Origin of the sequence: Blastococcus brunescens, from assembly GCF_035320885.1 — a bacterium.
GTDB lineage: Bacteria > Actinomycetota > Actinomycetes > Mycobacteriales > Geodermatophilaceae > Blastococcus_B > Blastococcus_B brunescens.
The window spans coordinates 3,864,735-3,888,425 of sequence record NZ_CP141261.1 but is presented as its reverse complement, the minus strand read 5'-3'; the positions used below and the strand labels follow the sequence as shown (position 1 = coordinate 3,888,425).

Genomic DNA, 23,691 nt, shown 5'->3' with positions numbered 1-23,691 from the left:
GACATGTGCGGCGCTCCGCAGCAGGGCGGCACCCTCGCCGGTGTCGACCTCTCCACGCAGACGGTGATCCAGGGTCAGGTCTGGCACGACGGCGCCCCGGTGGCCGGTGCCTACGTCCGGCTCCTGGACACCACCGACGAGTTCACCGCCGAGGTGGTGACCAGTCCCGAGGGCGAGTTCCGGTTCTTCGCCGCCCCCGGGGAGTGGAAGGTCCGTTCGCTGGCCCCGGTGGGCAAGGGCGAGCGGGTGCTCTCCGCCGAGGTCGGGCTGAACGAGACGACGATCGTCATCGAGTAAGGCCCCGTCTCGGGGAGAACGGGGTCCTATCTCAGCCCATGCCCGGCGGCAGGCGGTTCGGCCCCGCCTCCGCCGGGCGTGGCTGGTCCTCGGGATAGGCCCGCACGCCGACGACGGCGACGTCGTCCTCGCCCGCCTGGGGGACCAGCCGGGCCAGCACCGCGTCGAGCTGCTCGTCGAGCGGCTCTCCGCTTACCTCGCGCAGTGCCTCCTGCAGGCGGGCCATGCCCTCGTCGAGATCGCAGCCTCGCCGCTCGACGAGCCCGTCGGTGACCAGCAGCAGGGTGTGCCCGTCGTCGAGCTCGACGGTGTGGTCCCGGCGTGCGGTGGCCGGGTCCACGCCCAGCATCAGGTCCGGCGGGGTCTCGAGCACCCGGGAGGTGCCGTCGGGAGCGAGCAGCAGCGGAGGCACGTGGCCCGCGTTGCTCCACCGGATCACCCGCCGGCCGGACACCGGCACGTCGGGATGGCGCTCCACGCGGGCGAGGATCGCGGTGGCCAGCGTCGAGACCGCCAACCCCTGGGCGGCCCGGTCCGTGCGACCGAGGGTTGCCGCGGGGGTCTCGTCGTTGTCGTAGGCGAGGGCCCGGAGGATCCCGCGCAGCTGCCCCATCGCGGCCGCGGCGGCGCTGCCGTGGCCGACGACGTCACCGATCGCGATCATGGTCGCGCCGTCGGGCTGCAGGAACGCGTCGTACCAGTCCCCGCCGACCTGGGCCTCGTGGCCGGCCGGCTGGTAGCGGACGACCACGTGCAGGTGGTCGGGCTCGGGTGGCGGGGTGAGCAGGGCCTGTTGCAACCGGTCGGAGAGGGCGCGTGACGCCGCGGCGTCGCGGGCCAGCCGGTCGATCTCCGCGGCCTGCTGCGCGGCCTCGCGCCGCTCGGTGAGGTCGCGGAAGGACACGATGACGCCGGTCACCCCGCCGTCCTCGACGGTGGGGACGGCGACCAGCTCGACCGGCACCGGGGTGCCGTCCCTGCGCCAGAACACCTCGTCGTCGGCGACCACGGTGCGCCCGCTGCGCAGGGCCTCCCAGACGGGGCACTCCTCGCGCGGGTAGGGGAGCCGTCCAGCCGGTGGTGGTGCAGGAGGGCGTGCTGGTCGTGGCCGCGCTGCTCGACCGACGGGTAGCCGGTGATGCGGACCGCGGACGGGTTCACGAACTCCACGCGACCCTGGGCGTCGAGGCCGTAGATCCCGTCGGCGACGTTGGCCAGCACCCACTCGTAGCGGGCGAGGGCGCGGGCGAGCTCTTCCTCGGGCGTCCGCACGCGTGCCTCCTCAGCCGGGGGACCGGTTCCCACCGGCACGACGGTCGGCGAACCCTGGTGAGCATAGGCGCGGGCCGGTCCCGTCATCGCAAGCCGATGAGGCCTGCCAGGTCGGTCATGGCGCGGTCGAAATAGCGGTCGCCGTCCTCGACGGAGCCGGCGAAGTGCCCGAACAGCTCGAAGCTGATCGTGCCGAAGAGGGCGCTCCAGCCGAGCAGCGCCCGGACCCGCACGGTCTCGTCCAGCGCGGGGTGGTCCCCGCCGAGGACCGCGGCCGTCTCGTCGCTGACGAGTGCCGGATCGCGCTCGCCGGTCCCCTCCGGCAGCCGGCCGGCCCGTGCGGCGTCGCCGAGGATCCGGCCGAGCACCACCCCGGTCCGGGCCGCCGCGGGAACGGTGTCCCGGGGCGCCGCGTAGCCGGGTACGGGGAGCCGTAGAGCAGGGCGTACTCGTGCGGGTGGGCGAGGGCCCAGGCGCGGACGGCGCGGCACACGGCCAGCCAGCGCTCCGGTGCCGGTGCGGCCGGCCGGTCGGCCGCCTCCGCGGCGGCACCCAGGTCGTCGTAGCCGTCGATGATCAGCCGGGTGAGCAGGTCGTCCCGACTCGGGAAGTAGCGGTAGACGGCGGAGGACACCATGCCGACCTCGCGGGCGACCGCGCGCAGGGACAGCGCGGCGGCGCCGACCTCGGCCAGTTGCCGGCGCGCGGCGTCGGTGATCTCGGCGGTGAGTTCGGCGCGGACACGTTCCCGGGCGCTCGGCACGACGGAAGACTGTCAGGTGAGAGCACTGCTCGCAACCAGGATCGATGCTCTTGACAGCAGTGCCGCAATGCAGGACGTTGCTCTCGAACGAGAGCACCGCTCTCGTCGAAGGGTGAGGGAGCTCCCCATGTCACTGCACGTGATCGTCGGCAAGGGCCCCGTAGGACTGACGACGGCCGAGGAACTGGTCGCCCGGGGACACCGGGTGCGGGTGCTGTCGCGCAGCGGCGGCCGCTCGACGGAGACCGTCGAGCACCGTCAGGTGGACGCCGCCGATGCCGAGGCCCTCACCCGTGCGGCCCACGGCGCGGCCGCGCTGTACAACGCCGTCAACCCGGCCTACCACCGCTGGGCCCCCGACTGGCCGCCGGTCGCCGCGGCCCTGCTGAGCGCCGCCGGTCGGACCGGCGCGGTACTGGTCACCATGTCCAACCTCTACGGTTACGGCCGCCCGTCCGGGCCGATGACGACGGAGACACCGCTGGCCGCCACCGACGTCAAGGGGCGGGTCCGTGCCCGGATGTGGGCCGACGCCCTCGCCGCGCACGAGGCAGGCCGGGTCCGCGCCACCGAGGCCCGGGCGGCGGACTTCGTCGGACCGCAGGTGCCGGCCGGGCAGTCGCACCTGATGCGCCAACTGCCCGCCCTGCGCGCGGGCCGCCGGGCCTGGGTCGTCGGGAACCCGGACGCGCAGCGCAGCTGGGCCTACCTGCCCGACGTCGCCGCCACGCTCGCCACGCTGGGCACCGACGAGCGCGCCCTGGGCCGGGCGTGGCACGTGCCGAACGACGCCCCGCGTTCGCAGCGGCAGGCCCTCGACGACGTGGCGCGCGGGCTGGGCGTGGCACCGGTGCCGGTGAGCGGCATCCCCTGGCCGGTGCTGCGCGCCGTCGGCGTCGCCGTCCCGGTGATGCGCGAGGTCGTGGCCATCCGGCACCAGTGGGACCAGGACTTCGTGACCGACGCGACGGCGACGACCGCGACCTTCGGCCTGACCGCCACCCCGTGGGACGAGGTGGTGCGGGCGACGGCGGCGGGTGCGACGGGAACCGCCTGAGGCGTCCGCCGCCGTCGTCATTACCGTGGAGGGCATGGTCTCTGCCTGGGTTCTCGCCACGCTGGCGTCGCTGGGCGCGATCGCCTGCGCCGCCGGCGCCTACCGGCTCGCGCGCCGGCCGACGGGAGGCCGGCGGTGACCGGCGCCACCGAGCTGCCGGTTCCCGACACCAGCGACGTCCGCTCCGGCCCCGAGGTGTCCGACGAGCTGCTCTCCGTGCTGCCGCTCCTGGGTGAGTGGCACGGCGAGGGTGTGCTGAGCGGCGCCGCCGCGGGATCCGATCGTGACCTGCGGTTCGGCCAGTGGATCCGGTTCGGCCACGACGGCCGCGGTTTCCTGGCCTACGAGTCGCGGTCCTGGCAGCTCACCGATGACGGCGCGATCGTGGGCCCGGGGGTCCGGGAGTCCGGTTTCCTGCGTCCCCGGGACGGGGACGACGTCGAACTCCTCGTCACCAGCCCGGACGGGCTGGTCGAGCTCTACGTCGGGCAGGCGCGGACGACGACGAGCTGGGAGCTCGCCACCGACGTCCTGGCGCGCACGCCCGACGCGCCGGACGTCAGCCGGGCGGTGCGCCTCTACGGGATCGTCGAGGGCGCCCTGATGTACGCGATCGACCGCGCCGGCCCGGGCGGCCCGCCCGCCCCTGGATGTCCGCACGATTGGAACGTCTCCGCTGAGCAACGAACCCGCCACCCCCGACAGGTCGCCGACGCCTACGTCGAGGCGGTCAGCGACCTCGACCCCATCGTCGCGACGAGCCTGGGCAACCGCCCCGGCGACGACCGGCTGCCCGACTTCGGCCCGGCCGGGCTCGAGGCGGAGGCCGAGCTGGCCCGGACGACGCTCGGGGAGTTGGACCGGGTCCTGGCCGCTCATCCCGCCCTGGCCGACGACCCGGTGGAGCGGAGCTGCGCACGGCTGCTGCGCGAGCGCCTCGGTGCCGAGCTGGCGGCGCACGAGACGGGCGAGGGCTACCGGGCGCTGTCGAACCTCTTCAGCCCGGTCCACTCCGTCCGCCAGGTCCTGCTGATGATGCCGTCGGCGACCGAGGAGGACTGGGCGGTCATCGCCCGGCGGATGGCGCGCGTGCCGGAGGCCTACGCGGGTTTCCGCGCTGCCCTCGAGGAGGGCGTCCGGCGGGGCTGCTCGTCGCTCCGCGACAGGTGCGCACCGTCGTCGGACAGCTCGACGAGTGGCTTGCCGGGCCGTACTTCACGACCTTCGCCGCGGCCGGGCCCGAGGGCCTGCGGACGGAGCTGACGCGGGCGGCGGCCGCCGCGGACGGAGCGGTGGCCGCGATCCGCGACTACCTGCGCGACGAGTACGCCCCGCGCGCGGAGGGAACGCCGGACGCGGTGGGCCGGCAGCGCTACGCCGTCGCCGTCCGGCGCTGGACCGGCTCCGACCTCGGGGCCGGGACCGGGCTCGAGGATGCCTACGCGTGGGGCTGGGGCGAGCACCGCCGGATCCTCGCCGAGCAGCGCACCGAGGCCGAGAAGGTCGTGCCCGGCGGGACGCCGATGGAGGCGATGCGCTGGCTGGACGTGCACGGTCCCGCCGTCGACGGGGTGGAGGCGATCCGCGAGCGGCTCCAGTCGATGATGGACGACGCGATCGGGGCCCTGGACGGGACGCACTTCGACCTCGCCGAGCCGGTCCGGACGGTCGAGGCCATGATCGCGCCGCCGGGCAGCGCGGCTGCGCCGTACTACACGCGGCCGGCGCAGGACTTCTCCCGTCCGGGGCGGACCTGGCTGCCCACGCTCGGCCGCGAGCGCTTCCCGCTCTGGGACCTGATCTCGATCTGGTACCACGAGGGCGTTCCCGGTCACCACCTGCAGCTGGCCCAGTGGGCCTACGTCTCCGGGCAGCTGTCGGCCTACCAGACGTCGCTCGGCTCGGTCGGCGCGAACGTCGAGGGCTGGGCCCTCTACGCCGAGCGGCTGATGGACGAGCTGGGCTACCTGACCGACCCGGCCGCGCGGTTGGGCTACCTCGACGCGCAGCAGCTGCGCGCGGTGCGGGTGGTCATCGACATCGGCATGCACCTGGGGCTGCCGATCCCCGACGACGCCGAGGGCGCGCTCGCCGAGCACCGCGGGCAGCCCTGGACGCCGGAGCTCGCGCGGGCCTTCCTCGGCGAGAACTCCGGCGCCGACCTCGCGTTCCTCGACAGCGAGCTGGTCCGCTACCTCGGCATCCCCGGGCAGGCGATCAGCTACAAGCTGGGGGAGCGGGCGTGGCTGGAGGGCCGGGCGGCGGCGCAGGCCAACCGGGGGACGCGTTCGACCTCAAGGCCTGGCACATGGCCGCGCTGTCACAGGGCTCGCTGGGCCTCGACGACCTGGCCGCGGAGCTGGCCCGGCTCTGATCGCGACGGGACGAGGGCGAGCAGGGTGACGGCTGCGGCCCACGCCATGCACGCCACCGACCAGGACGGCGAGAAGCCACCCCACGTGCCGGGGAAGGCGGAGGAGACCAGGCCGACGTAGCCGGCGCTGAGCCCCACGCCGAGGCCCAGGTGGCGCCGCCCGCGCGGCCAGCAGGCGGCGAGCAGCGCCAGGGTCGGCAGGGCGAGCGCCCACGCGCCCTGCACCGTGTAGTGGTCGACGTTCATGGTCAGCTCGTTGATGGTCTCCCCGGCGTTCCGGCGGCTCGCGCGGAACATCCGTTCGGCGTGCCAGAGCCACGGGACCGCTCCGGTGGCCGCGACGACGAGCAGCGGCCAGCGCACCTCCGCGCCACCCGGGAGCAGCGACTCACGGCCGGGCACCCCGGCGAGCAGCCAGGTGAGCAGCGCGAGCTCGGCGGTGAGGATCGCGATGAAGAAGAGGAGTGGGGGCTCCAGGCCGACTGCCACCGCGACCAGCCAGGTCAGCAGGCTCACCCCGAGCGTCACCAGCGCGGGCGCCGGGCGGCGCGGCGTGGCGACGACGGCCAGGAACGAGCCACCGACCAGGACCGTCATGAACGTGCCCCAGCTGGCCTCGAGGACCACCGCCCAGTCCTCGTCCCAGGTGACCGAGAGGTCGGTCAGGCCGAACCCCGGGAGGAAGAGCCAGGTCACGGCGGAGAACGCGGCGACGACGCGGGCGGTGGCGAGGCGCATGGCGCGCGATCATGCCGCAGACGCACTGATCAGCGGGCGGCGTTCACCGTGTCGCCGTCGAACGTGACGCGATCGGCGGGGGTGGCCGGCACGGCCTCGATGCCATCGGTGGTGAGGATCTCGGCGATGCAGGCGGCGCTGCCCCCGACGTAGGAGCAGCGCAGGTCGATGTCGGTGTCCACGCACCAGGCCCGGTCGGCCGGCCACCACAGGTTGGCGCTCTGCTCGTACGGCTCCGGCGCCAGGTTGCGGACGGCATCGACGACCGTGCCGCGCACCAGCACCACGTCGTGGTTCCCGCGCAGCAGCAGCCGGGGCGGGACGTCGGGTGAGGCCAGGTCGTAGCCGAAGCCGTCCCAGCGTCCGAACAGGCAGTCCGACGGCGTCGTCGTGTGGCGGGCGAGCACTGCGGCGAGGCGCGCTGCGACCGTGACCGGGAGATGTCCTCGCTGGCGCCGTCGTCCCACACCGGGGGCTGGCTGTCGACGGGGCCGCGCGTGAGGACGTCCCACTGCATCAGCGGGTGGGCGACGGTGCCGTTGTGCGCGGCGACCTCGGCCCAGGAGACCTCGACGTCGTCGTCCCCGTCGTAGCGGACGGCCGGGTGGAGGACCCGGGCGTAGGCCTCGAAGACCGCCGGCACCAGGGCACCGACCGTGCCGTGCTCCCGCGACGGCGCGCCGAGGAGATCCAGACGCCGAGGGAGACGTCGACCTCGACCGGGAGTCCGCCGAGATGCACGCGACAAACCTACCCAGGGAACGGACAACCCCGGGCTGCTCCGCGGCGCCGCCCTCCGTAGAGGGAGCTGCACGCGGGCCGACTGGACAAATGTCGGCGGCCCGGGGGTCGGGTGACTGTCCGGTTCTCGCTCGCCGCCGTTCGACGGACGGGCGATCTGCCGTCGCTCAGACGCGAGTCTGAACGGGCGGCCCATCTGGACGGCGGCTAGCGGACAGCCACCTCACGAGTCCTGTAGCTATGCAAAGTTACGGACCACCTCCTCTCTCGTGTACGACGAAAGTACGTCGATTCCGGAGGGTCGGCAACGACGAATACGCAGAGGATCGTCAGCCGTCGGCGGACGGTCCCACCGTCCGGCCCGGTGGACGGGTGTCCTTCCAGTCGGGGTCGTGCTCGGCGTCGTCGTCCACGGTCTCGTAGGCGGGCGGAGGAGCGTCGTCCGCGTCGCCCAGGCGGGTCTCGCCGAAGGTCCGGCCCGGGTCGTGCCCGGCGCGGTCGTCGACGGTGTCCCAGGCGTCCGGGATGCCGTCCTGGTCGACGTCGCTGCTCTCGGCCGCGTACATCTGCTTGTAGCGGCGGTTCCGCAGCCGGAGGATGACCGCCGCGAGCAGGGCGGCGATGACCGTCCCGCCGAGGATGCCGACCTTGGCGTGGTCGTAGCTCTCGCTCTCGGCGCCGTAGGCGAGCTCGGTGATGAGCAGCGAGACGGTGAAGCCCATGCCGCCCAGGAGGGCGAGCCCGGTCACGTCGGACCAGCCCAGGTTCTCGTCGAGCTGGGCGCGGGTGAACCGGGACACCAGCCAGGTGGCGCCGGTGATGCCGATCGCCTTGCCCGCGACCAGGCCGACCATGATGCCGATCGCGATGCTGTCGCCCAGGGACTCGCCGAGGCCCGAGACCCCGCCGATCGCGACGCCGGCGGAGAAGAAGGCGAAGACCGGGACGGCGACCCCGGCCGACAGCGGGCGGATGCGGTGCTCGAAGTGCTCGGCCAGCCCCGGTCCGGCGTCGGGGCCGCCGGCCGCGTCGCTGCGGACGACGGGCACCGTGAAGGCGAGCAGCACGCCGGCGACCGTGGCGTGGATCCCCGACTCGTGCATGAAGACCCACGTGAGCGCGGCGAGCGGTAGGAGCAGCCACCAGGAACGGATCCGCTTCTGCACCAGGAAGCCGAAGAGCACGAGCGGCACGAGGGTGAGCCCCAGGAACGCGAGCGAGAGCTCCTCGGTGTAGAAGATCGCGATGACGACGATCGCCAGCAGGTCGTCGACCACGGCGAGGGTGAGCAGGAAGGTGCGCAGCGCGCTCGGCAGGTGGGTGCTGATCACCGCGAGCACGGCGAGGGCGAACGCGATGTCGGTCGCGGACGGGATCGCCCAGCCGCGCAGCGCGCCCTCGGGGCCGCCCAGGTTGAACAGCACGAAGAACAGGGCGGGCACGGCCATCCCACCGACGGCTGCGGCGATCGGCAGCGCCGCACGGCGGGGCTCGCGGAGGTCGCCGGCGACGAATTCCCGCTTGAGCTCGAGACCGGCGACGAAGAAGAAGATGGCGAGCAGGCCGTCGGCGGCCCAGGTGCCGAGCGAGAGGTCCAGGTGCAGCGAGGCGGGACCGACCCTGGTGTCGCGCAGGGTGGCGTAGGCCTCGCCCCAGGGGAGTTGGCCCAGATGAGCGCGATCGCGGCGCCGACGAGCAGCAGGGCGCCCCCGACCGTCTCCCTGCGCAACACCGAGGTGATGCGCTGCGCCTCGGTCCAGGAACCGCGGCCGAAGAGACTGGTCGACGGGGTGCTCACGGGGGCGGCTCCAGGCGTACGGGGTTCGACGGGGTCGGGTGGGACGCTGCCGACCAGACTTCCCGGCGCACCGCTGGTGAGGTTACCGGGCCGCTGCGGCCTAGGCTCGCCGCGTGGAACAGGGGCACGACGTCGAGGCACCGGGCCCCGCTCCGCTCGCCGAGCGGCTGCGGGCCCAGGGGCTGCGGCTGACCGCCCAGCGCCAGCGGGTGCTCGCGGCCGTCACCGCACTGGAGCACGCGACGCCGGAGGCGATCGGCGCGCGCCTGCGCGAGGAGGCCGGTCCGGCCGGCTCCGCGCCGGACACCTCCACCGTCTACCGCAACCTCGAGCTGCTCGAGCGGCTCGGCCTGGTGTGGCACACCCACCTGGGCAAGGGGGCGCCGGTCTACCACGCGGCCGAGCAACCCCACCTGCACGTGGTCTGCCAGTCCTGCGGCGAGATCGCCTCCGCCTCGCCGGACCTCCTCGACGGCGCCGCGGAACGTCTGGCGGCCGAACTGGGTTTCACCGTGGACGTGGGGCACGTCGCCCTGTCCGGGACGTGCCGTGCGTGCCAGCAACGATCGGAGACACCGTGAACCCCTGCTCGCCCGCCCCGGAGCCGTCGTCGTCGAAGGGGCGCGATCGCCGCCCACTACGGCGACCCCTGCGCGAGCAGCGGCTGCTGGCCGAGGGGGCCGGACTGGTCGACCGGGGGACCGTGAGGTCCTGGCCGTCCCGGGCACGGACCGGCTCACCTGGCTGCACAGCATCACCAGCCAGCACCTCGACCGGCTGGCCGACGGCGCCGGCAGCGAGGCGCTCGTGCTCTCGCCGAACGGCCACGTCGAGCACCACCTGGTGATCGCCGAGCTGGGTGCGGTGACCTGGATCGACGTGGAGCCCGGCACCGGGGAGGCGCTGCTGGCCTACCTGCAGAAGATGCGGTTCATGCTCCGCGTCGAGCCCGAGCTGCGGACCGAGCGCTGGGCCGTCCTCTCCCTCGTGGGCCCGGACAGTTCCGACGTGCTCACCGCCGCAGGATTGCCGGTACCGGCAGCGCCGTACGACGTGCGCGCGCTGGACGGGGCCTTCGTCCGCCGGATGCCACCCGTCGGCGACGGCGCCCCGGTGTTCGACCTCGTCGTCCCGCGCGCGGACGTCGGGGCCGTGGTGGACCGGCTGGGCGCACCGTTGGCCGGCGCCCAGGCCTACGAGGCGCTCCGGGTCGAGGCGCGCCGTCCCCGGTTCGGCGTCGACAGCGACCACCGCACCATCCCGAACGAGCTGCCGTGGCTGCGGACCGCCGTCCACCTGGACAAGGGCTGCTACCGGGGGCAGGAGACGGTGGCCCGCGTGCACAACCTCGGGCGCCCGCCACGGCGGCAGGTCCTGCTGCACCTGGACGGCGTCAGCGAGGTGCTGGCCGAGCCGGGCACCCCGGTGCTCGCCGGCACCCGCGAGGTCGGCCGGGTGGGCAGCGTCGTCCGCCACTTCGAGCTCGGCGTGATCGCGCTGGCCCTGGTGAAGCAGTCGGTGGCCATGGACGCCGTCCTGACGGTCGCCGGTTCGACCGCCGCCATCGACCCCGGGGACGCCCCGCCGGCACCGACGACACCCTGGCCGCGGCTCGCGAACGCATCCGTGCGGTCCGATCTGCGACGATCGGCCGGTGACCTCCAGCACGCTCATCACGGTCGCCCCGACGGGCGCCGAGTCGGCGAAGGCCGACGTCCCGGCGCTGCCGGTGACGGTCGAGGAGGTGGTCGCGGCCGCCCGGGACTGCCAGGCGGTCGGCGCCGCCGTCATCCACCTGCACGTCCGCGACACCGACACCCGCCCCACCCTCGACCTCGGCCGGGTGCGCGAGGTCGTCGCGGGGGTGCGGGAGCACACCGACCTGGTCGTGCAGCTGTCCACCGGCGGGGCGGTCACCGATCCGTTCGACGCCCGCCTCGCCGTCCTCGATGCCGGGCCGGACGCCGCGTCGCTGACCCTGGGCACGGTCAACTTCGGCCGCGACGTCTTCGCCAACCCCTGGGACCTGATCGTCGAGCTGCACACCCGGATGCAGGAGCGCGGCATCGTGCCCGAGTACGAGGTGTTCGACCTCGGTCAGCTCGCGACCCTGGAACGGCTGCTCGACCGGCACGGCCTGCCGCACGGTGGGCATGTCCACGTCGACCTGGTGATGGGCGTCCCCGGCGGCATGCCCGGGACGGCGCAGGCGCTCACCGCCTGCCTGCCGCTCCTGCCGCCCGGGGCCACCTTCGCCGCGACCGGCGTCGGCCGGACGTCGCTGCCGGTGATGCTGGCCGCCCTGTCGGCGGGTGGGCACCTCCGGGTGGGCATGGAGGACACGCTGACCTACGCTCCCGGCGAGCCGGTCCGCGACAACACCCAGTTGGTCGCCCGCGCGGCGGGTCTGGCCCGCATCGCCCAGCGCCCGCCGATGAGCACCGACGACGCCCGAAGCCTGTTGGGGATCAAGCCGATGGAGGCAGTCTTGTGAACGAGCTCGCGAGTTCACCGGTCAGCAGAGCAGTCCGGCGAACGCCGGCGACGAGCGCCAGCGAGGAGACGTCGTGAGTCCGAAGCCCGCACGCGCCGGGGGCGCGGCCGTCGACGGGCTCCTCGAGCCCGCGTTCCTGGAGACCGCGACGACGCAGCCGATGGCGGAGGTCCGGCGCCTCCGGCGCGACGCCGAGCAGCAGGAGGTCAACCTCTCCTACACGCGGCGCCTGCTGCAGGGGCGGTTGGACATCGTCCGTCGCGAGGTGCAGCGGCGCGCCGAGCACGACGGCCGCTCGCTGGTGGACCTGCTGCCCGAGATCCTCGCGGAGAAGGGGCGCGGCCCCGCGCACGGGCTCGGCCGGCACCAGACCGTGCAGCCGCAGGCGCCGGAGGACTACGAGTCCTGGGTGAACTCGCTGACCCCGGGCATCGACGTGTCCGCGATCGCGACCCTCACCGACGCCAAGCTGGAGAAGGCCGCCCGCGCCCTGGCCGAGGCGGAGGTCGACCTCTCCGAGCGCCGTCGCGGCGTCCAGCAGGTCATGGACGGTCTGGCCGCCGAGCTGGGCCGCCGGTACCGCGACGGCGAGGCCGACGTCGCCGCCCTGCTCGCCGACGAGGGGCGCCACTGAACGGTCAGCCGGACCTCGCGCCGTGGCCGGTCAACCCGGTTCTCGTCGAGGTCCGGCGGTCGGGGTTCCTCGAGTCTGTGCACCGCGGGTCGTTCGTCGTCCTGGACGCCGCCGGTGAGGTGATCGTCGCCGCCGGTGCGGTCGATCGGCCGACCCTGCCACGTTCGTCGAACAAGCCGGTGCAGGCGACGGCGCTGCTGGCGGCGGGCTGGACCCCTCGGTCCGCGCGGGAGCTGGCGATCGGGGCCGGCTCGCACAACGGCGAGGACGGCCACCGCGACACGGCCGCGGCCATGCTGGCCGCCGTCGGGCTGGGCCCCGACGACCTGGGTTGCCCGCCCGCCCTGCCGCAGCACGAGGCGACGAAGGCGGACTGGCTCGCAACCGGGCGCACGCCGGAACGGCTGGCGATGAACTGCTCGGGCAAGCACGCGGCCATGCTGTCGGCGTGCGTGGCGGCGGGCTGGCCGACGTCGGGATACCTGGAGCGGGAACACCCGCTGCAACAGGCGATCGAGGCACGGCTCGCGGAGGCGGCGGGCGAGCCGGTCGCCGCCGTCGTCGTCGACGGGTGCGGAGCTCCGCAGCACGCCCTGTCGGTGACCGGCCTGGCCCGCGGTGTCCTGTCCCTCGTGCAGGCCGGATCCGGGTCGCGCGAGCTGGCCGTGGCCGATGCCATGCGGGCGGAGCCCTGGTTCGTGGCCGGCACCGGCCGGGAGGACACCGAGCTGATGCAGGCGCTCCCCGGTCTGCTGGTCAAGGGCGGGGCCGACGGTGTCCACGTCGCCGCCCTTCCGGGCTGGGGGCGGTGGCGTTCAAGCTCGACGACGGCGGCGACCGTGGTCGCACGCCTGCTCTGGCGGCCGGGCTGAAGCGGCTGGGGCTGCCCGACGACGTGCTCGCCCGGTGGTTGCTGACACCTGTCTCCGGTGGGGACGGCGTCGTCGGCGAGGTGCGTCCCGCAGCCGGCATCCTGTCCTGACCTGCCGGTTCACTGTGACTGGCTTCACGCCCGTCTGCTAGCAGCTCCGCTTGCAACAGCTAGCACCCCGGCCTAGGGTCGTAGCTGTGCAGAAGCCCGGTGACTTCGTCCGTGAGCAGGTGACCACGGTCCGCTCAAGAGTGGACCGGGTGGCCGGCAGCGTGGCGGACTCGGTCGCGGGGTCGGTCGGCGAGGCGCCCAGCGTCGCTGCCGTCAGCTCGCAGGTGGGCGACTTCATCCGTGAGCAGCGCAGTGCTGCCCGGGTGTCGCTGCGCGAGCTGGCTCGCACCGCGGGGGTCAGCAACCCGTACCTGTCCCAGGTGGAGCGGGGGCTCCGCAAGCCGTCAGCGGAGATCCTCGCGTCGATCGCCCGGGGCCTGAAGATCTCGGCCGAGACGCTCTACGAGCAGGCCGGGATCCTGGACCGACGCTCCGGCAGCCCGGACACGGTGGCGGCGATCCGGTCGGACGAGGCGCTGTCCGAGCGGCACAAGGCGGTTCTGCTCGAGCTGTACGAGACGTACGTGCGCGAGCACCGGGCCGCAGTCCAGACCCCGGCACCCCAGACCTCTTCCCAGCCCGCAGCAGTGACCCGAACCTCCAAGGAGTCAGCATGACCACCCAGCAGACCGTGAAGCAGTACGGCGAGTTCGCCGTGACCGCCGCCAAGCCCGCCGTCCTGGCCGCCATCGGCGCCGGTGACCTGGCCGTCGAGCGCGCCAAGACCGTGCTCGACCAGTTCCGCTCGAAGGCGGAAGCCCTGCCGGGCGAGGCGCAGGTCCAGGCCGACCTGGCCGTCAAGGAGGCCCGCACCCGGGCCACCGAGGCTGCCGGCAACGCCCGCACCACCGCTCAGCAGCTCGCCGTCGCCACCCGCCCGGAGGCGCTGCGCAGCACCGTCGCCGGCCTGGTCGAGACCGCCCGCACCCAGGCCCTCGCCACCGTCGAGAGCCTGGCCGAGCGGGGCGCCGAGGTCGTCGAGGAACTGCGTCAGCAGCCCGGCTTCCGTCGCGTCGTCCGTCGGGCCGAGCGCGCCGTCGACACCGTCGAGGACGCCCTCGAGGACGTCCTCGAGGACACCGCCGAGGCCGTGGTCGAGGCCTCCAACGAGGTGACCTCGGTGGCGCAGAAGACTGCCGCCAAGGCGACCAAGGTGGCCACCAAGGCCGAGGACAAGGTCGAGGACGCCGCCGAGAGCACCAAGGCGAGCGCCGAGAAGGCCGTCGAGGCCCCCGGCTCGGGTGCCGAGCCGGTCACGGCCAAGTCCACGACCGTGAAGGCCGCCCCGGCCAAGAAGAGCACCCCCGCGGCCCGCAAGGCCCCCGCCAAGGGGACCTCGGCGCGCGTGACCCGTGCCCGCACCGCCAAGCCGGCCGACCCGACCGCGGTGCCCGCCAAGAAGAGCTGACGTCCCCGACGTCGGACCACCGACCAGGGCCCCGGAGCTGCGACCGCGCTCCGGGGCCCTGTCGCGTCCGGGCCGAGTCGAGGCTGGAGCCCTTCGGGGTGACCCGGCCGCCGCTCGTGGCGGGATACCGGGCTTCCGGCGGGTACGCTCACCGGCATGGTGATGGTCCAGGGGCTGCTCCTGCTCGTGCTCTACCTGGGCGCGCAAGGCCTCACTCTGTGGGCGTTCGTCGATGCGCTGATCCGCCCCGCGGCCGGCTTCGTGGCGACCGGCAAGCTGACGAAGCCCGCCTGGGCCGCGATCACCGGTGTGTCGGCGCTGGTCATCTTCTGGTTGCAGAATCCGATGACGCTGTTCGGTCTGCCGGCCGTCATCGCTGCGATCGTCTACCTCGTCGACGTCCGCCCGGCCGTGCGCGGACTGCCGCGGGGAACACCTGGTGATCCGCTCCTCCTGAGCGCGTCCGTCCGTCAGTCGGCGGGGATGAACAGCCACAGCAGCAGGTAGGCGATGAACTGCGGGCCGGGGAGCACGCGGACAGCACGAACGCCAGGCGGAGGCCGTTGCGGGAGAGTCCGTAGCGGCGGGCGATGCCGGCGCACACGCCGCCGATCACCTTGTTGCGGCTGTCCCTGCGGAGGGCGTACGGGGTCGGCGCGGTCATGCCAGGAGACCCTACGGTCGTGCCCATGGATCTGCGGGCGGTGCGCGGTGACATCACCCGTGTCGATGTGGATGTGATCGTCAACGCGGCCAATCCCGGGCTGCTCGGCGGGGGCGGAGTGGACGGCGCCATCCACGCGGCCGGGGGCCGTCGATCCTCGCCGAGTGCCGCGCGATCGCCGCCCGGCTGCCCGGCGGTCGGTTGCCCCGTGGTCAGGCGGTGGCGACGACGGCCGGCCGGTTGCCGGCCCGGTGGGTCGTGCACACGGCGGGCCCGATCTGGTCCGCGACCCGGGACCACTCGGCGGTCCTCCGGTCCTGCTACGTGGAGAGCCTCCGGGTGGCCGACGGGCTGGGTGCGCGGACGGTCGCGTTCCCGGCGATCTCCGCGGGGATCTACGGATGGCCGACGGACGACGCGGCGCGGCAGGCGGTCGCGGGGGTGCGGTCGGCGGTGGTCGAGCACGTGCAGGAGGTGTGCTTCGTCCTGTTCGGGGACGAGGCCCTGGCGGCCTTCGAGGCCGCGCTGGCCGGCTGACGTCAGCGGCCGAAGACTCCGTCGGGAGGCTCGGGGAGGCGACGGCGGCCGCGTCGAGCACCGGGCGCGCGCTGCCGGCGAACCGGTGCAGGTCGTCGTCGTGGACGACGCGGGACGGCATGGGGTCGCGGGCGCAGCGGCGGGCGTAGTCCGCGATCGGTAGTTCGGCGTCGGAGGCGACCGCCACGAGGTTGCCGAACCGTCGGCCGCGCAGGATGCCCGGCTCGGCGAGGAGGCAGACGTTCCGGAAGACGGAGCGCAGCGTGGCGACCTGGGCGCGCGCGAACGCGAGCGGCGGACCGTCGGCCACGTTGGCGACGTGGATGCCTCCCGGGCGCAGGACCCGGGAGGCCTCGGCGGCGAACTCGGCGCTGGTGAGGTGGGCGGGGGTGCGCGCGCCGGCGAAGACGTCGCAGATGACGACGTCGGTGCTGGCGGTGTGCAAGGCGGCGAGACCGACGCGGGCGTCGTCCGCGCGGACCCGGATGCGGGCGCCGCGGGGAGCGGCAGGTGCTCGCGGACGAGGTCGGTGAGCGGCTGGTCCACCTCGACGACCCGCTGGCGTGAGCCCGGGCGGGTGACCGCGACGTATCGGGGAGGGTGAGTGCGCCGCCCCCGAGGTGGACGACGTCGAGCGGTGTTCCAGGTTCCGCCGCGAGGTCGAGGACGTGGCCCATCCGGCGGACGTACTCGAACTCGAGGTGCATCGGGTCGTCGAGGTCGACGTGGGACTGGGGGTGCCGTCCACCAGCAGCATCCAGGAGCCGTCGCGGTCGGCGTCGGCGAGGAGCTCGGCAGTGCCGCCTGCGACAGCGGTCGGCCCGGGTGGCGTGCGCATCGGCGGCGCGGGCATCCGGCGCTCGGGTGTCCTCATCGGCCGCGGAGGAGCGCTGCGGCGGCCGGATCGCCGTCCAAGGAGACGTTCGCGGGGCGGCCCCAGAGATGCAGCAGCAGCGCGTGTACGGGGGCTCGGAGGTGGGCGTCCTCGGCGCCGGTCAGGTCGGGCTCGACGGTGATGACGCCGCGGAGGACGCGGACCGACCAGGTGCGACCGGTGTCGGAGCCGGTGACGGCGACCGACGCCTCCGCGGTCGACAGCGGCTCGGTGTGCGCCCACCGGGGGACGACGACGGTGAGCAGCTCGTCGACGCCGTCCTCCGCCAGCGCGGTGTCGACGGTCGCGTGCGCGACGCCGGCGGCCGCCTCGAGGTCGCAGCGGTGGACGAGCAGTTCGTGCGCCTGCCGCCTCGCCCAGGCGGCGGCGACCTTCTCCGCGGCCGGGCTCATGTGCCAGGCGGGGGCGTCCGGCGGTGTGCTGCGCAGCGTCGTCACGAGGGCGGTCAGGCCGGCGGCGTACCACTCGAGGAGTCCCTCCGCCGGTGGCGGCGTGGCCGCGTCCGGCGACGGGCGTTCGGTGTGCCCGGCCTGCAGGATCGCGGTCGCCCAGCGGTGCACGGTGCCGAGGTGGCCGATCAGGTCGGCCGCCGTCCACGCGGGGATCCACGGCACGGGGACGTCCAGACCGCCGCGCGCCGGGGTCAGCCCGGCGGCGAGGTCGTGTGCCAGGACCCCGACCCGCTTCCCTCCTCGACGACGGCCTCGATGCATCGCAGCCGCAGCGCGTCGCCACCGAGCCCGGTCATGCCGTCATCGTGCCCGACGCCTCGACCAGCCCACGGACGGGCGGCCGCCTCAGTTCGGGGCCACCGCCGACCATCGCACCGTGACCTCGCCGTGCCGCCAACGCCGTGACGACCCGACCATCGGCCAGCCCTGCGCCGCCAGAGCCTCCACCGCAGCCACCCAGCGCTGGCGCGGACCGAAGGTCGTCAGCCCTGCGGCTGCGGCCCACGTCGCATCGAAGGCCCGGAGGAATTCGTGCACCGGCTGGCCGGGGACGTTGTGGTGGATCAGAGCCTTCGGCAGTCGTTCGGCCAGATCCGACGGCGTCGAGATGTCGGCGACTCGGGTGGAGAGCGTGAACGTGAGCGGGCCGTCGGCGTCCAGCGCCACCCATGCCGAGCGCCGTCCCCACTCGTCGCAGGTCCCCTCGACCAGCAGGCCACCGGGCCCGAGCGCGCCGCACATGGTCGTCCAGGCGCGCGCCGCGGACTCCTCGTCGTACTGCCGGAGAACGTTGAACGCCCGCACGAGCACCGGCTGCAATCCGGCGAGCTCGAAGCCGCCGACCCGGAAGTCCACGCGCGGTGGGTCCCGGTCGGCCGCCACGGCGGCGACGCGTGCCGGGTCGATCTCCAGGCCCACGACCTCCAGCCGATCCACCTCGGGGCTCAGCCGGTCGACCAGCTCCAACGTGGTGACCGCGGACGAGCCGTATCCGAGGTCGACCACCAGCGGCCGGGCGGAGTCGCGGATCCGGGGCAACTGGGTGGCGAGCAGCCAACGGTCCACTCTGCGCAGGCGGTTGGCGTTGGTGGTGCCGCGGGTCGGCAGGCCGAGTGCACGAGCTCGACCGGCAGCCAACCGGGGCGCCTTGCGCCGCGGCGACGGGGACAGCGATGCCCGCCGCTTGTGATCGCTCCCTGCCTCGCTCACCGGTCCGGAGGGTAGTCCCGGCTAGCGTGGTGTCGTGCAGGTTCGACGCGACGCCCGGCTCTCGGACCTCACCACCCTCGCCGTCGGCGGTCCGATCGATCGACTCGTCGAGGTCGGTACGTCCGCCGAACTGGTCGCGGCGGTCCAGGAGGCGGACGAGGCCGGCCGGCCGATGCTCGTGCTCGGTGGCGGCTCGAACGTCGTCGCGCCCGACGAGGGATGGCCCGGAGACGTCGTCCTGGTCCGCTCCCAGGGCATCGAACGCTCGGGGAGCGCGCTGACCGTCCAGGCCGGGCACGACTGGGACGAGCTGGTCGCCTTCACCGTCGAGAACCAGCTGGCCGGCGCCGAGGCGCTGTCCGGGATCCCAGGCTCGACCGGCGCCACGCCCATCCAGAACGTCGGCGCGTACGGCCAGGAGGTCGCGCAGACGATCACCGCCGTCCGTGTCTGGGACCGCGCGGAGAAGTCCGAACGGACGCTCGCGCCCGCCGACTGCGGCTTCGCCTACCGCGACAGCCGGCTCAAGCGGGAGCCCGGTCGCTTCGTCGTGCTCGAGGTGACCTTCGAGCTGCATCCGGGTGCCGAGTCCCGGCCGGTCACCTACGCCGAGCTCGCCCGCACGCTCGGCGTGGAGATCGGGGCGACGGCTCCGCTGTCGGACGTCCGCCGGGTGGTCCTGGAGCTGCGCCGCGGGAAGGGGATGGTCTGGGACCCGGCCGACCCCGACAGCCGCAGCGCCGGGTCGTTCTTCACCAATCCCATCGTCGCCGCCGACCGCGCCGTGGACGGCTGCCCGAACTGGCCGGCCGGCGACGGCCTGGTCAAGCTCAGCGCCGCCTGGCTCGTCCAGCACGCCGGCTTCGGCCGGGGGACCCGCGACGGCAACGTGGGTACGTCCTCGCGGCACAGCCTCGCCCTCACCACCGAGGACGGCGCCACGGCCGCGGAGCTGCTCGCGTTCGCCGACCGGATCGTCGCCACCGCGCGCGAGCAGTTCGGCGTCACCCTCGAGCGCGAACCCACCGCCGTCCGCCCGTAGCTCGGCCCCTCCCGGGTACCGCCCCGAGCGTGCGAGGGGTGGGGAGGAGAGGGTTCTTCTACTCCCGAGCGACCTTGTGGGCGGCGGCCTGGGCCAGCGGCCGCACGACCATCAGGTCGATGTTCACGTGGTGCGGCCGGGTGACCGCCCAGGTGATGCAGTCGGCGACGTCGTCGGCCACCAACGGTTCGCGCACCCCGCGGTAGACGGCGGCCGCCTGGTCCGTCGACCCCAGCCGGTTCAGCGAGAACTCCTCCGTGCGCACCATCCCCGGCGCGATCTCCAGCACCCGGACCGGCTCTCCGTTCAGCTCCAGCCGCAGCGTCTCGGCCAGGGTGTGCACCCCGTGCTTCGCCGCCGTGTACGACGCCCCGCCCTCGTAGGAGACGAGCGCCGCCGTCGAGCTCACGAACACGACGTCGCCGGCCCCCGAGGCGCGCAGCGCCGGCAGCAGCGCCTTGGTCAGCCGAACGGTCCCGAGCACGTTCACCTCGTACGTCCGCGCCCAGGAGTCCAGGTCGGCCTCGGCCACCGGGTTGGCGTCGAACGCGCCGCCGGCGTTGTTCACCAGCACGTCCACGCGGTCCAGCGCCCCCGCGAAGGCCTCGACCGACGAGGGATCGGTCACGTCCAGCGCCCGTGCGCGCCCGCCGATCGACGCGGCGAGCGGCTCGAGCCGGTCCAGTCGGCGAGCTCCCAGGACCACGTCGAAGCCTTCTGCGGCGAGCCGGGACGCGGTGGCCGCGCCGATCCCGCTCGACGCTCCCGTGACGACGGCGGTCCGGCCGGACCCGCGCAGGCGAGGGGCGGAGCGGACATCGGCGGAGTGGGACGACTCGGTACCGGGCATGAACACCATCCTGACGCTGTTGCAGGATGAACAGTCGACAGGGGGCGCCCGGAGCCTCCGCGAGGGACCGAGAGCGGGGAGGAACGTCCGTGCCCGCTCGCCGCTTCCCACGCTCCACCATGCCCCGGCGCGTGGCCACCCTGTCGGTCCACACGAGCCCGCTCGACCAGCCGGGCGCCGGCGACGCGGGCGGCATGAACGTCTACATCGTCGAGGCGTCCCGACGGCTGGCCGCCCGGGGCATCGAGGTGGACATCTTCACCCGCGCGACGTCGAGCGACCTCCCGCCCGTGGTCGAGATGAGCCCGGGCGTGACCGTCCGTCACGTCAGCGCCGGCCCGTTCGAGGGCCTGGGCAAGGAGGAGCTCCCCGGGCAGCTCTGCGCCTTCACCGCTGCCGTCCTGCGCGAGGAGGCCCAGCACGAGCCGGGCTACTACGACGTCGTCCACTCCCACTACTGGCTCTCGGGCCAGGTCGGCTGGCTCGCCCGCGACCGCTGGAGCGTGCCGCTGATCCACACCGCGCACACGCTCGCGAAGGTGAAGAACGAGGCGCTGGCCGACGGTGACCGCCCCGAGCCGCGCGCCCGCGTGATCGGCGAGGAGCAGGTGGTCGCCGAGGCCGACCGGCTGATCGCCAACACCGAGGAGGAGGCCCGGCAACTGGTCCGCCTGTACGGCGCCGACCCGGCCCGGACCCTCGTCGTCCCCCGGGCGTCGACCTCGAGCGCTTCTCCCCGGGTGACCGGACCTCGGCCCGCCGGGCGGTGGGCGCCCCGCGGACGCCGTGGTGCTCCTCTTCGTCGGACGCATCCAGCCGCTCAAGGCTCCTGACGTCCTCCTGCACGCGGCCGCCCGCCTGCTCGCCGACGAGCCGTCGCTCCGCAGCCGGCTCCGGGTCCACGTGGTCGGCGCCCCCAGCGGCTCCGGCCTGGAGGCCCCCGAGCAGCTGCACAAGCTGGTCGCAGCCCTCGGCATCGCCGACGTCGTCACCTTCTTCCTCCCGCAGCCGCCCGACCGCCTCGCCGAGCACTACCGGGCCGCCGACGTCACCGTGGTCCCGAGCCACAACGAGTCGTTCGGCCTCGTCGCGCTCGAGGCGCAGGCCTGCGGGACCCCGTCGTGGCCGCCGCCGTCGGCGGGCTGCGCACCGCCGTCCGGGACGGCGTCTCCGGTGTGCTGGTCGACGGGCACGACCCCGGGACTACGCCTCCGCCGTCCGGGCCGTCCTCGCCCGCCACGAGCTGCTGTCGGCCGGTGCGCGCAGGCATGCCGGGTTGTTCTCGTGGGACCGGACGGCCGACGCCCTGATCGAGGCCTACGCCGCCGCCGCAGAGGAGATGGGGCGGGCGCCGCAGCGGGTGCGGCCCGCCGTCGGACCACTCCGGGCGCTGCCCGGGGTGCAGGTGGCCCGATGACGCAGCAGAGCATCGCCGAGCTCGACGCCGTCATCGAGCAGACCCTGCGCGAGAGCGACCTGGTCCACGAGCACCCGGCGCCCGGGACGTGGCTGGTCGATCTGCCCGGCACCAAGAAGCTCAAGACCGTCTGCGGCCTCGTCGTCGGCGAGCACGCCCTCCGGGTGGAGGCCTTCGTCTGCCGCCAGCCCGACGAGAACCGTGAGCAGCTCTGGACCTACCTGCTGCAGCACAACGCCCGGATGTACGGCGTCAGCTACTCCATCGACGGCGTCGGTGACGTCTACCTGACCGGCCGCCTGCCGCACGCCGCCGTCACGTCCGAGGAACTCGACCGGATCCTCGGATCGGTGCTGAGCTACGCGGACGACCACTTCAACGCGATGCTCGAGATCGGCTTCGGCACCTCGATCCGCCGCGAGTGGGAGTGGCGCGTCAAGCGCGGGGAGTCCCTGCGGAACCTGGAGGCCTTCGCCGCGTTCGCGGACCCCACCCGCCGGTCTTGAGTTCTCCGGAGGAGCCGTCGCCCGGGTACGCCCGGCGCTGGTGGGTCCTGGCGACCATGACGGTCTGCCTCCTCGTGGTCATCATGGGGAACACCATCCTCAACGTCGCCCTGCCCACGCTGCAGCGGGACCTGGGCGCCACCCAGGCCGAGCTCCAGTGGGCCATCGACGGCTACATCCTGGTGTTCGCCGGCCTGCTGTTCACGTGGGGCGTCGTCGGCGACCGGATCGGCCGCCGCACGGTCCTGCTGATCGGACTCACGATCTTCGCCGTCGGGTCGGTCTTCGCCGCCTTCAGCAGCAGCCCGATCGAGCTGATCGCCTGGCGCGCGGTCATGGGCGTCGGCGGGGCCGCCGTCCAGCCGACGACGCTCGCCGTCCTCACCAACGTCTTCCCGCCGCAGGAGCGCGGCCGGGCCATCGGCATCTGGGCCGGCACCGCCGGCATCGCTGTCGCCGGCGGGCCGCTGGCCGGTGGCGCGGTCCTGCAGCACTTCTGGTGGGGCTCGGTGTTCCTCGTCGGCGTCCCGGTCGCACTGCTCGGCATCGTCGGCGTGCTCGCCGTCGTGCCCGAGTCGAAGGACCCGTCCCCGGACGCCTCGACGTGCCCGGCGTCCTGCTGTCGATCGCCGCCCTGGCCGGCCTCGTCTACGGGATCATCCACGGCGGCTCTGGGGCCGGATGGACGACGCCGGGTGTGCTCGTCCCGCTGCTCGGCGGGGTGGTTCTCCTGGCCCTGTTCGTGTGGCTGCAGCGGCGTTCGGCACACCCGGCGCTCGACGTCTCGCTGTTCCGCAACCCGGCCTTCTCCGCCGCGGCCGGCGCACTGGCGCTGAACTTCTTCGCCCTGCTCGGCGCGACCTTCTACCTCGTCTACTACCTGCAGGGCGTCCGCGACTACAGCCCGCTGCAGAGCGGCGCGGCGCTGATCCCCGTCGCCCTGGGCATGGCGCTCATGGCGCCGCGCAGCTCCGGGCTGGCCGAGCGGCACGGGGCCAAGGCGGTGTGCGCGACCGGCTTCCTGCTGATCGCGCTGTCCTTCCTCGGCATCCAGCTGCTCGACCTCACCTCTCCGGCGTGGCTGCTGGTCGTCGTCCTCTCCGTGCAGGGCCTCGGGATGGGCGCGGTCATGGCTCCGGCCACCGAGTCGATCATGTCGGTCGTGCCGCGGGAGAAGGCGGGCGCGGGGGCGGCGGTCAACAACTCCGTGCGCCAGATCGGCGGCGCCCTCGGGGTCGCCATCCTCGGCTCGGTCCTCGCCGCCTCGTACTCCGCCCACCTCGGCAGCACCGTCGACGCGCTGCCGGCCGGCGCCCGCGCCGAGGCAAGCCAGTCGATCGTCGCCACCCTGGAGGCGGTCCGGGACGTCCAGAGCGCCGACGACGCCGACGCCGCATCGGCCGTCGGCGACGTCATCGGCCCGGCCCGTGAGGCCTTCGTGTCGGCGATGCACGTCACGGCCGTGTTCACCGCCGTCGCCGCTCTCGTCGCGGCGGCCGTCGTCCTGCGCTGGCTGCCGGGCCGACGCGGCGGGATGACGTCGCCCACGGACTGAGCCGGA

The 23,691-nt window shown here is 74.1% G+C and carries 24 protein-coding genes and 6 pseudogenes; 18 read left to right on the top strand and 12 right to left on the bottom strand.

Annotated features, from left to right (window positions below; translation table 11 throughout):
- Positions 1 to 3: 3 nt before the first annotated feature.
- Entirely contained in the window at positions 4 to 297 is a 294-nt protein-coding gene (locus U6N30_RS26120) for a DUF1416 domain-containing protein (protein ID WP_324274557.1), read from the top strand.
- Positions 298 to 328: 31 nt separating this feature from the next.
- Here the strand turns inward: U6N30_RS26120 and U6N30_RS26115 are convergent, their stop codons facing one another.
- The 3 genes and pseudogenes from U6N30_RS26115 to U6N30_RS26105 form a co-directional block, all read right to left on the bottom strand.
- On the bottom strand, positions 329 to 1,306 hold the full coding sequence (locus tag U6N30_RS26115) for a PP2C family protein-serine/threonine phosphatase (RefSeq protein WP_324274556.1): 978 nt from the start codon (positions 1,304 to 1,306) through the stop codon (positions 329 to 331).
- Positions 1,213 to 1,569 carry a PAS domain-containing protein gene (locus U6N30_RS26110; RefSeq protein ID WP_324274555.1) on the bottom strand — a complete coding sequence of 119 codons (357 nt, stop codon included), beginning with the start codon at positions 1,567 to 1,569 and terminating at the stop codon, positions 1,213 to 1,215. The genes U6N30_RS26115 and U6N30_RS26110 overlap by 94 nt, the downstream gene beginning before the upstream one ends.
- A gap of 83 nt (positions 1,570 to 1,652) precedes the next feature.
- A pseudogene (locus tag U6N30_RS26105) lies at positions 1,653 to 2,332 on the bottom strand (TetR/AcrR family transcriptional regulator).
- A gap of 127 nt (positions 2,333 to 2,459) precedes the next feature.
- Here U6N30_RS26105 and U6N30_RS26100 point away from each other — a divergent pair.
- The gene (locus U6N30_RS26100; protein ID WP_324274554.1) at positions 2,460 to 3,389 is read left to right on the top strand and encodes an NAD-dependent epimerase/dehydratase family protein; all 930 of its coding nucleotides are present in this window, start codon (positions 2,460 to 2,462) and stop codon (positions 3,387 to 3,389) included.
- Between the two features lie 135 nt (positions 3,390 to 3,524).
- Positions 3,525 to 5,623 (top strand): annotated as a pseudogene (locus U6N30_RS34640) (DUF885 family protein); the annotation flags it as partial.
- Positions 5,624 to 5,709: 86 nt separating this feature from the next.
- Here U6N30_RS34640 and U6N30_RS34635 read toward each other — a convergent pair.
- The 4 genes from U6N30_RS34635 to nhaA form a co-directional block, all read right to left on the bottom strand.
- Positions 5,710 to 6,501: a hypothetical protein gene (locus U6N30_RS34635; protein WP_422677982.1), complete on the bottom strand. Its 792-nt coding sequence runs from the start codon at positions 6,499 to 6,501 to the stop codon at positions 5,710 to 5,712.
- Positions 6,502 to 6,530: 29 nt separating this feature from the next.
- Positions 6,531 to 6,908 carry a hypothetical protein gene (locus U6N30_RS26085; RefSeq protein WP_324274551.1) on the bottom strand — a complete coding sequence of 126 codons (378 nt, stop codon included), beginning with the start codon at positions 6,906 to 6,908 and terminating at the stop codon, positions 6,531 to 6,533.
- 109 nt (positions 6,909 to 7,017) lie between these two features.
- Positions 7,018 to 7,242 (bottom strand): hypothetical protein, encoded by a 225-nt coding sequence (locus tag U6N30_RS26080; RefSeq protein WP_324274550.1) that lies wholly within the window; start codon positions 7,240 to 7,242, stop codon positions 7,018 to 7,020.
- Between the two features lie 329 nt (positions 7,243 to 7,571).
- On the bottom strand, positions 7,572 to 8,846 hold the full coding sequence (gene nhaA / locus U6N30_RS26075; RefSeq protein ID WP_324278472.1) for a Na+/H+ antiporter NhaA: 1,275 nt from the start codon (positions 8,844 to 8,846) through the stop codon (positions 7,572 to 7,574).
- Between the two features lie 307 nt (positions 8,847 to 9,153).
- Here nhaA and U6N30_RS26070 point away from each other — a divergent pair, with 307 nt between their 5' ends.
- The 9 genes and pseudogenes from U6N30_RS26070 to U6N30_RS26025 all read left to right on the top strand — a co-directional run.
- Positions 9,154 to 9,621 carry a Fur family transcriptional regulator gene (locus U6N30_RS26070; protein ID WP_324274549.1) on the top strand — a complete coding sequence of 156 codons (468 nt, stop codon included), beginning with the start codon at positions 9,154 to 9,156 and terminating at the stop codon, positions 9,619 to 9,621.
- Positions 9,590 to 10,498 (top strand): annotated as a pseudogene (gene ygfZ, locus U6N30_RS26065) (CAF17-like 4Fe-4S cluster assembly/insertion protein YgfZ); the annotation flags it as partial. The gene U6N30_RS26070 and the pseudogene ygfZ, both read left to right, overlap by 32 nt.
- A 196-nt stretch (positions 10,499 to 10,694) precedes the next feature.
- Positions 10,695 to 11,534, top strand: a complete 840-nt coding sequence (locus U6N30_RS26055; protein WP_324274547.1) for a beta-keto acid cleavage family enzyme — start codon at positions 10,695 to 10,697, stop codon at positions 11,532 to 11,534.
- Between the two features lie 73 nt (positions 11,535 to 11,607).
- Positions 11,608 to 12,168 carry an RsiG family protein gene (locus U6N30_RS26050; protein ID WP_324274546.1) on the top strand — a complete coding sequence of 187 codons (561 nt, stop codon included), beginning with the start codon at positions 11,608 to 11,610 and terminating at the stop codon, positions 12,166 to 12,168.
- 77 nt (positions 12,169 to 12,245) lie between these two features.
- On the top strand, positions 12,246 to 13,040 hold the full coding sequence (locus tag U6N30_RS26045) for an asparaginase (RefSeq protein ID WP_324274545.1): 795 nt from the start codon (positions 12,246 to 12,248) through the stop codon (positions 13,038 to 13,040).
- Positions 12,977 to 13,150 carry a hypothetical protein gene (locus U6N30_RS26040; protein WP_324278617.1) on the top strand — a complete coding sequence of 58 codons (174 nt, stop codon included), beginning with the start codon at positions 12,977 to 12,979 and terminating at the stop codon, positions 13,148 to 13,150. The genes U6N30_RS26045 and U6N30_RS26040 overlap by 64 nt, the downstream gene beginning before the upstream one ends.
- Before the next feature lie 86 nt (positions 13,151 to 13,236).
- Complete coding sequence (locus tag U6N30_RS26035; protein WP_324274544.1) at positions 13,237 to 13,767, top strand: helix-turn-helix domain-containing protein; 531 nt, start codon at positions 13,237 to 13,239, stop codon at positions 13,765 to 13,767.
- The gene (locus U6N30_RS26030; RefSeq protein ID WP_324274543.1) at positions 13,764 to 14,558 is read left to right on the top strand and encodes a hypothetical protein; all 795 of its coding nucleotides are present in this window, start codon (positions 13,764 to 13,766) and stop codon (positions 14,556 to 14,558) included. Before U6N30_RS26035 ends, U6N30_RS26030 begins: the two co-directional genes overlap by 4 nt.
- A 156-nt stretch (positions 14,559 to 14,714) precedes the next feature.
- Positions 14,715 to 14,978, top strand: a pseudogene (locus tag U6N30_RS26025) (DUF2516 family protein); the annotation flags it as partial.
- On the opposite strand, the gene U6N30_RS26020 reads toward U6N30_RS26025, so the two are convergent.
- Complete coding sequence (locus U6N30_RS26020) at positions 14,929 to 15,222, bottom strand: PspC domain-containing protein (RefSeq protein ID WP_324274542.1); 294 nt, start codon at positions 15,220 to 15,222, stop codon at positions 14,929 to 14,931. The pseudogene U6N30_RS26025 and the gene U6N30_RS26020 overlap by 50 nt on opposite strands.
- On the opposite strand from U6N30_RS26020, the pseudogene U6N30_RS34630 reads away from it, so the two are divergent.
- Positions 15,149 to 15,759, top strand: a pseudogene (locus U6N30_RS34630) (O-acetyl-ADP-ribose deacetylase). The gene U6N30_RS26020 and the pseudogene U6N30_RS34630 sit on opposite strands and share 74 nt — an antisense overlap.
- Before the next feature lie 217 nt (positions 15,760 to 15,976).
- Here U6N30_RS34630 and U6N30_RS26010 read toward each other — a convergent pair.
- The 3 genes and pseudogenes from U6N30_RS26010 to U6N30_RS26000 form a co-directional block, all read right to left on the bottom strand.
- Positions 15,977 to 16,516, bottom strand: a pseudogene (locus U6N30_RS26010) (spermidine synthase); the annotation flags it as partial.
- A gap of 113 nt (positions 16,517 to 16,629) precedes the next feature.
- Entirely contained in the window at positions 16,630 to 17,268 is a 639-nt protein-coding gene (locus U6N30_RS26005) for a maleylpyruvate isomerase N-terminal domain-containing protein (RefSeq protein ID WP_324274540.1), read from the bottom strand.
- 183 nt (positions 17,269 to 17,451) lie between these two features.
- On the bottom strand, positions 17,452 to 18,315 hold the full coding sequence (locus U6N30_RS26000) for a class I SAM-dependent methyltransferase (protein ID WP_324274539.1): 864 nt from the start codon (positions 18,313 to 18,315) through the stop codon (positions 17,452 to 17,454).
- Positions 18,316 to 18,349: 34 nt separating this feature from the next.
- Here U6N30_RS26000 and U6N30_RS25995 point away from each other — a divergent pair, with 34 nt between their 5' ends.
- Positions 18,350 to 19,357 carry a UDP-N-acetylmuramate dehydrogenase gene (locus U6N30_RS25995; protein WP_324274538.1) on the top strand — a complete coding sequence of 336 codons (1,008 nt, stop codon included), beginning with the start codon at positions 18,350 to 18,352 and terminating at the stop codon, positions 19,355 to 19,357.
- Positions 19,358 to 19,415: 58 nt separating this feature from the next.
- Here U6N30_RS25995 and U6N30_RS25990 read toward each other — a convergent pair whose 3' ends face one another.
- Positions 19,416 to 20,207, bottom strand: coding sequence for an SDR family oxidoreductase (locus U6N30_RS25990; protein ID WP_324274537.1), 792 nt, complete (start codon positions 20,205 to 20,207; stop codon positions 19,416 to 19,418).
- Between the two features lie 89 nt (positions 20,208 to 20,296).
- On the opposite strand from U6N30_RS25990, the gene U6N30_RS25985 reads away from it, so the two are divergent.
- Genes U6N30_RS25985 through U6N30_RS25970 form a run of 4 tightly spaced genes read left to right on the top strand, consistent with a single transcriptional unit; the run spans position 20,297 to position 23,685 of the window.
- The gene (locus U6N30_RS25985; protein ID WP_324274536.1) at positions 20,297 to 21,040 is read left to right on the top strand and encodes a glycosyltransferase; all 744 of its coding nucleotides are present in this window, start codon (positions 20,297 to 20,299) and stop codon (positions 21,038 to 21,040) included.
- Complete coding sequence (locus U6N30_RS25980; protein WP_324274535.1) at positions 20,994 to 22,130, top strand: glycosyltransferase; 1,137 nt, start codon at positions 20,994 to 20,996, stop codon at positions 22,128 to 22,130. The genes U6N30_RS25985 and U6N30_RS25980 overlap by 47 nt, the downstream gene beginning before the upstream one ends.
- Complete coding sequence (locus U6N30_RS34625; RefSeq protein ID WP_422677981.1) at positions 22,127 to 22,966, top strand: MFS transporter; 840 nt, start codon at positions 22,127 to 22,129, stop codon at positions 22,964 to 22,966. Before U6N30_RS25980 ends, U6N30_RS34625 begins: the two co-directional genes overlap by 4 nt.
- Entirely contained in the window at positions 22,852 to 23,685 is an 834-nt protein-coding gene (locus U6N30_RS25970; protein WP_422678145.1) for an MFS transporter, read from the top strand. Before U6N30_RS34625 ends, U6N30_RS25970 begins: the two co-directional genes overlap by 115 nt.
- Positions 23,686 to 23,691 lie beyond the last annotated feature (6 nt).

Coding starts and splice junctions, on each gene's coding strand:
- U6N30_RS25990 (WP_324274537.1), bottom strand. CDS start 20,207: ATGCCCGGTACCGAGTCGTCCCACTCCGCCGATGTCCGCTCCGCCCCT.
- U6N30_RS26100 (WP_324274554.1), top strand. CDS start 2,460: ATGTCACTGCACGTGATCGTCGGCAAGGGCCCCGTAGGACTGACGACG.
- U6N30_RS34635 (WP_422677982.1), bottom strand. CDS start 6,501: ATGCGCCTCGCCACCGCCCGCGTCGTCGCCGCGTTCTCCGCCGTGACC.
- U6N30_RS26020 (WP_324274542.1), bottom strand. CDS start 15,222: ATGACCGCGCCGACCCCGTACGCCCTCCGCAGGGACAGCCGCAACAAG.
- U6N30_RS26030 (WP_324274543.1), top strand. CDS start 13,764: ATGACCACCCAGCAGACCGTGAAGCAGTACGGCGAGTTCGCCGTGACC.
- U6N30_RS26120 (WP_324274557.1), top strand. CDS start 4: ATGTGCGGCGCTCCGCAGCAGGGCGGCACCCTCGCCGGTGTCGACCTC.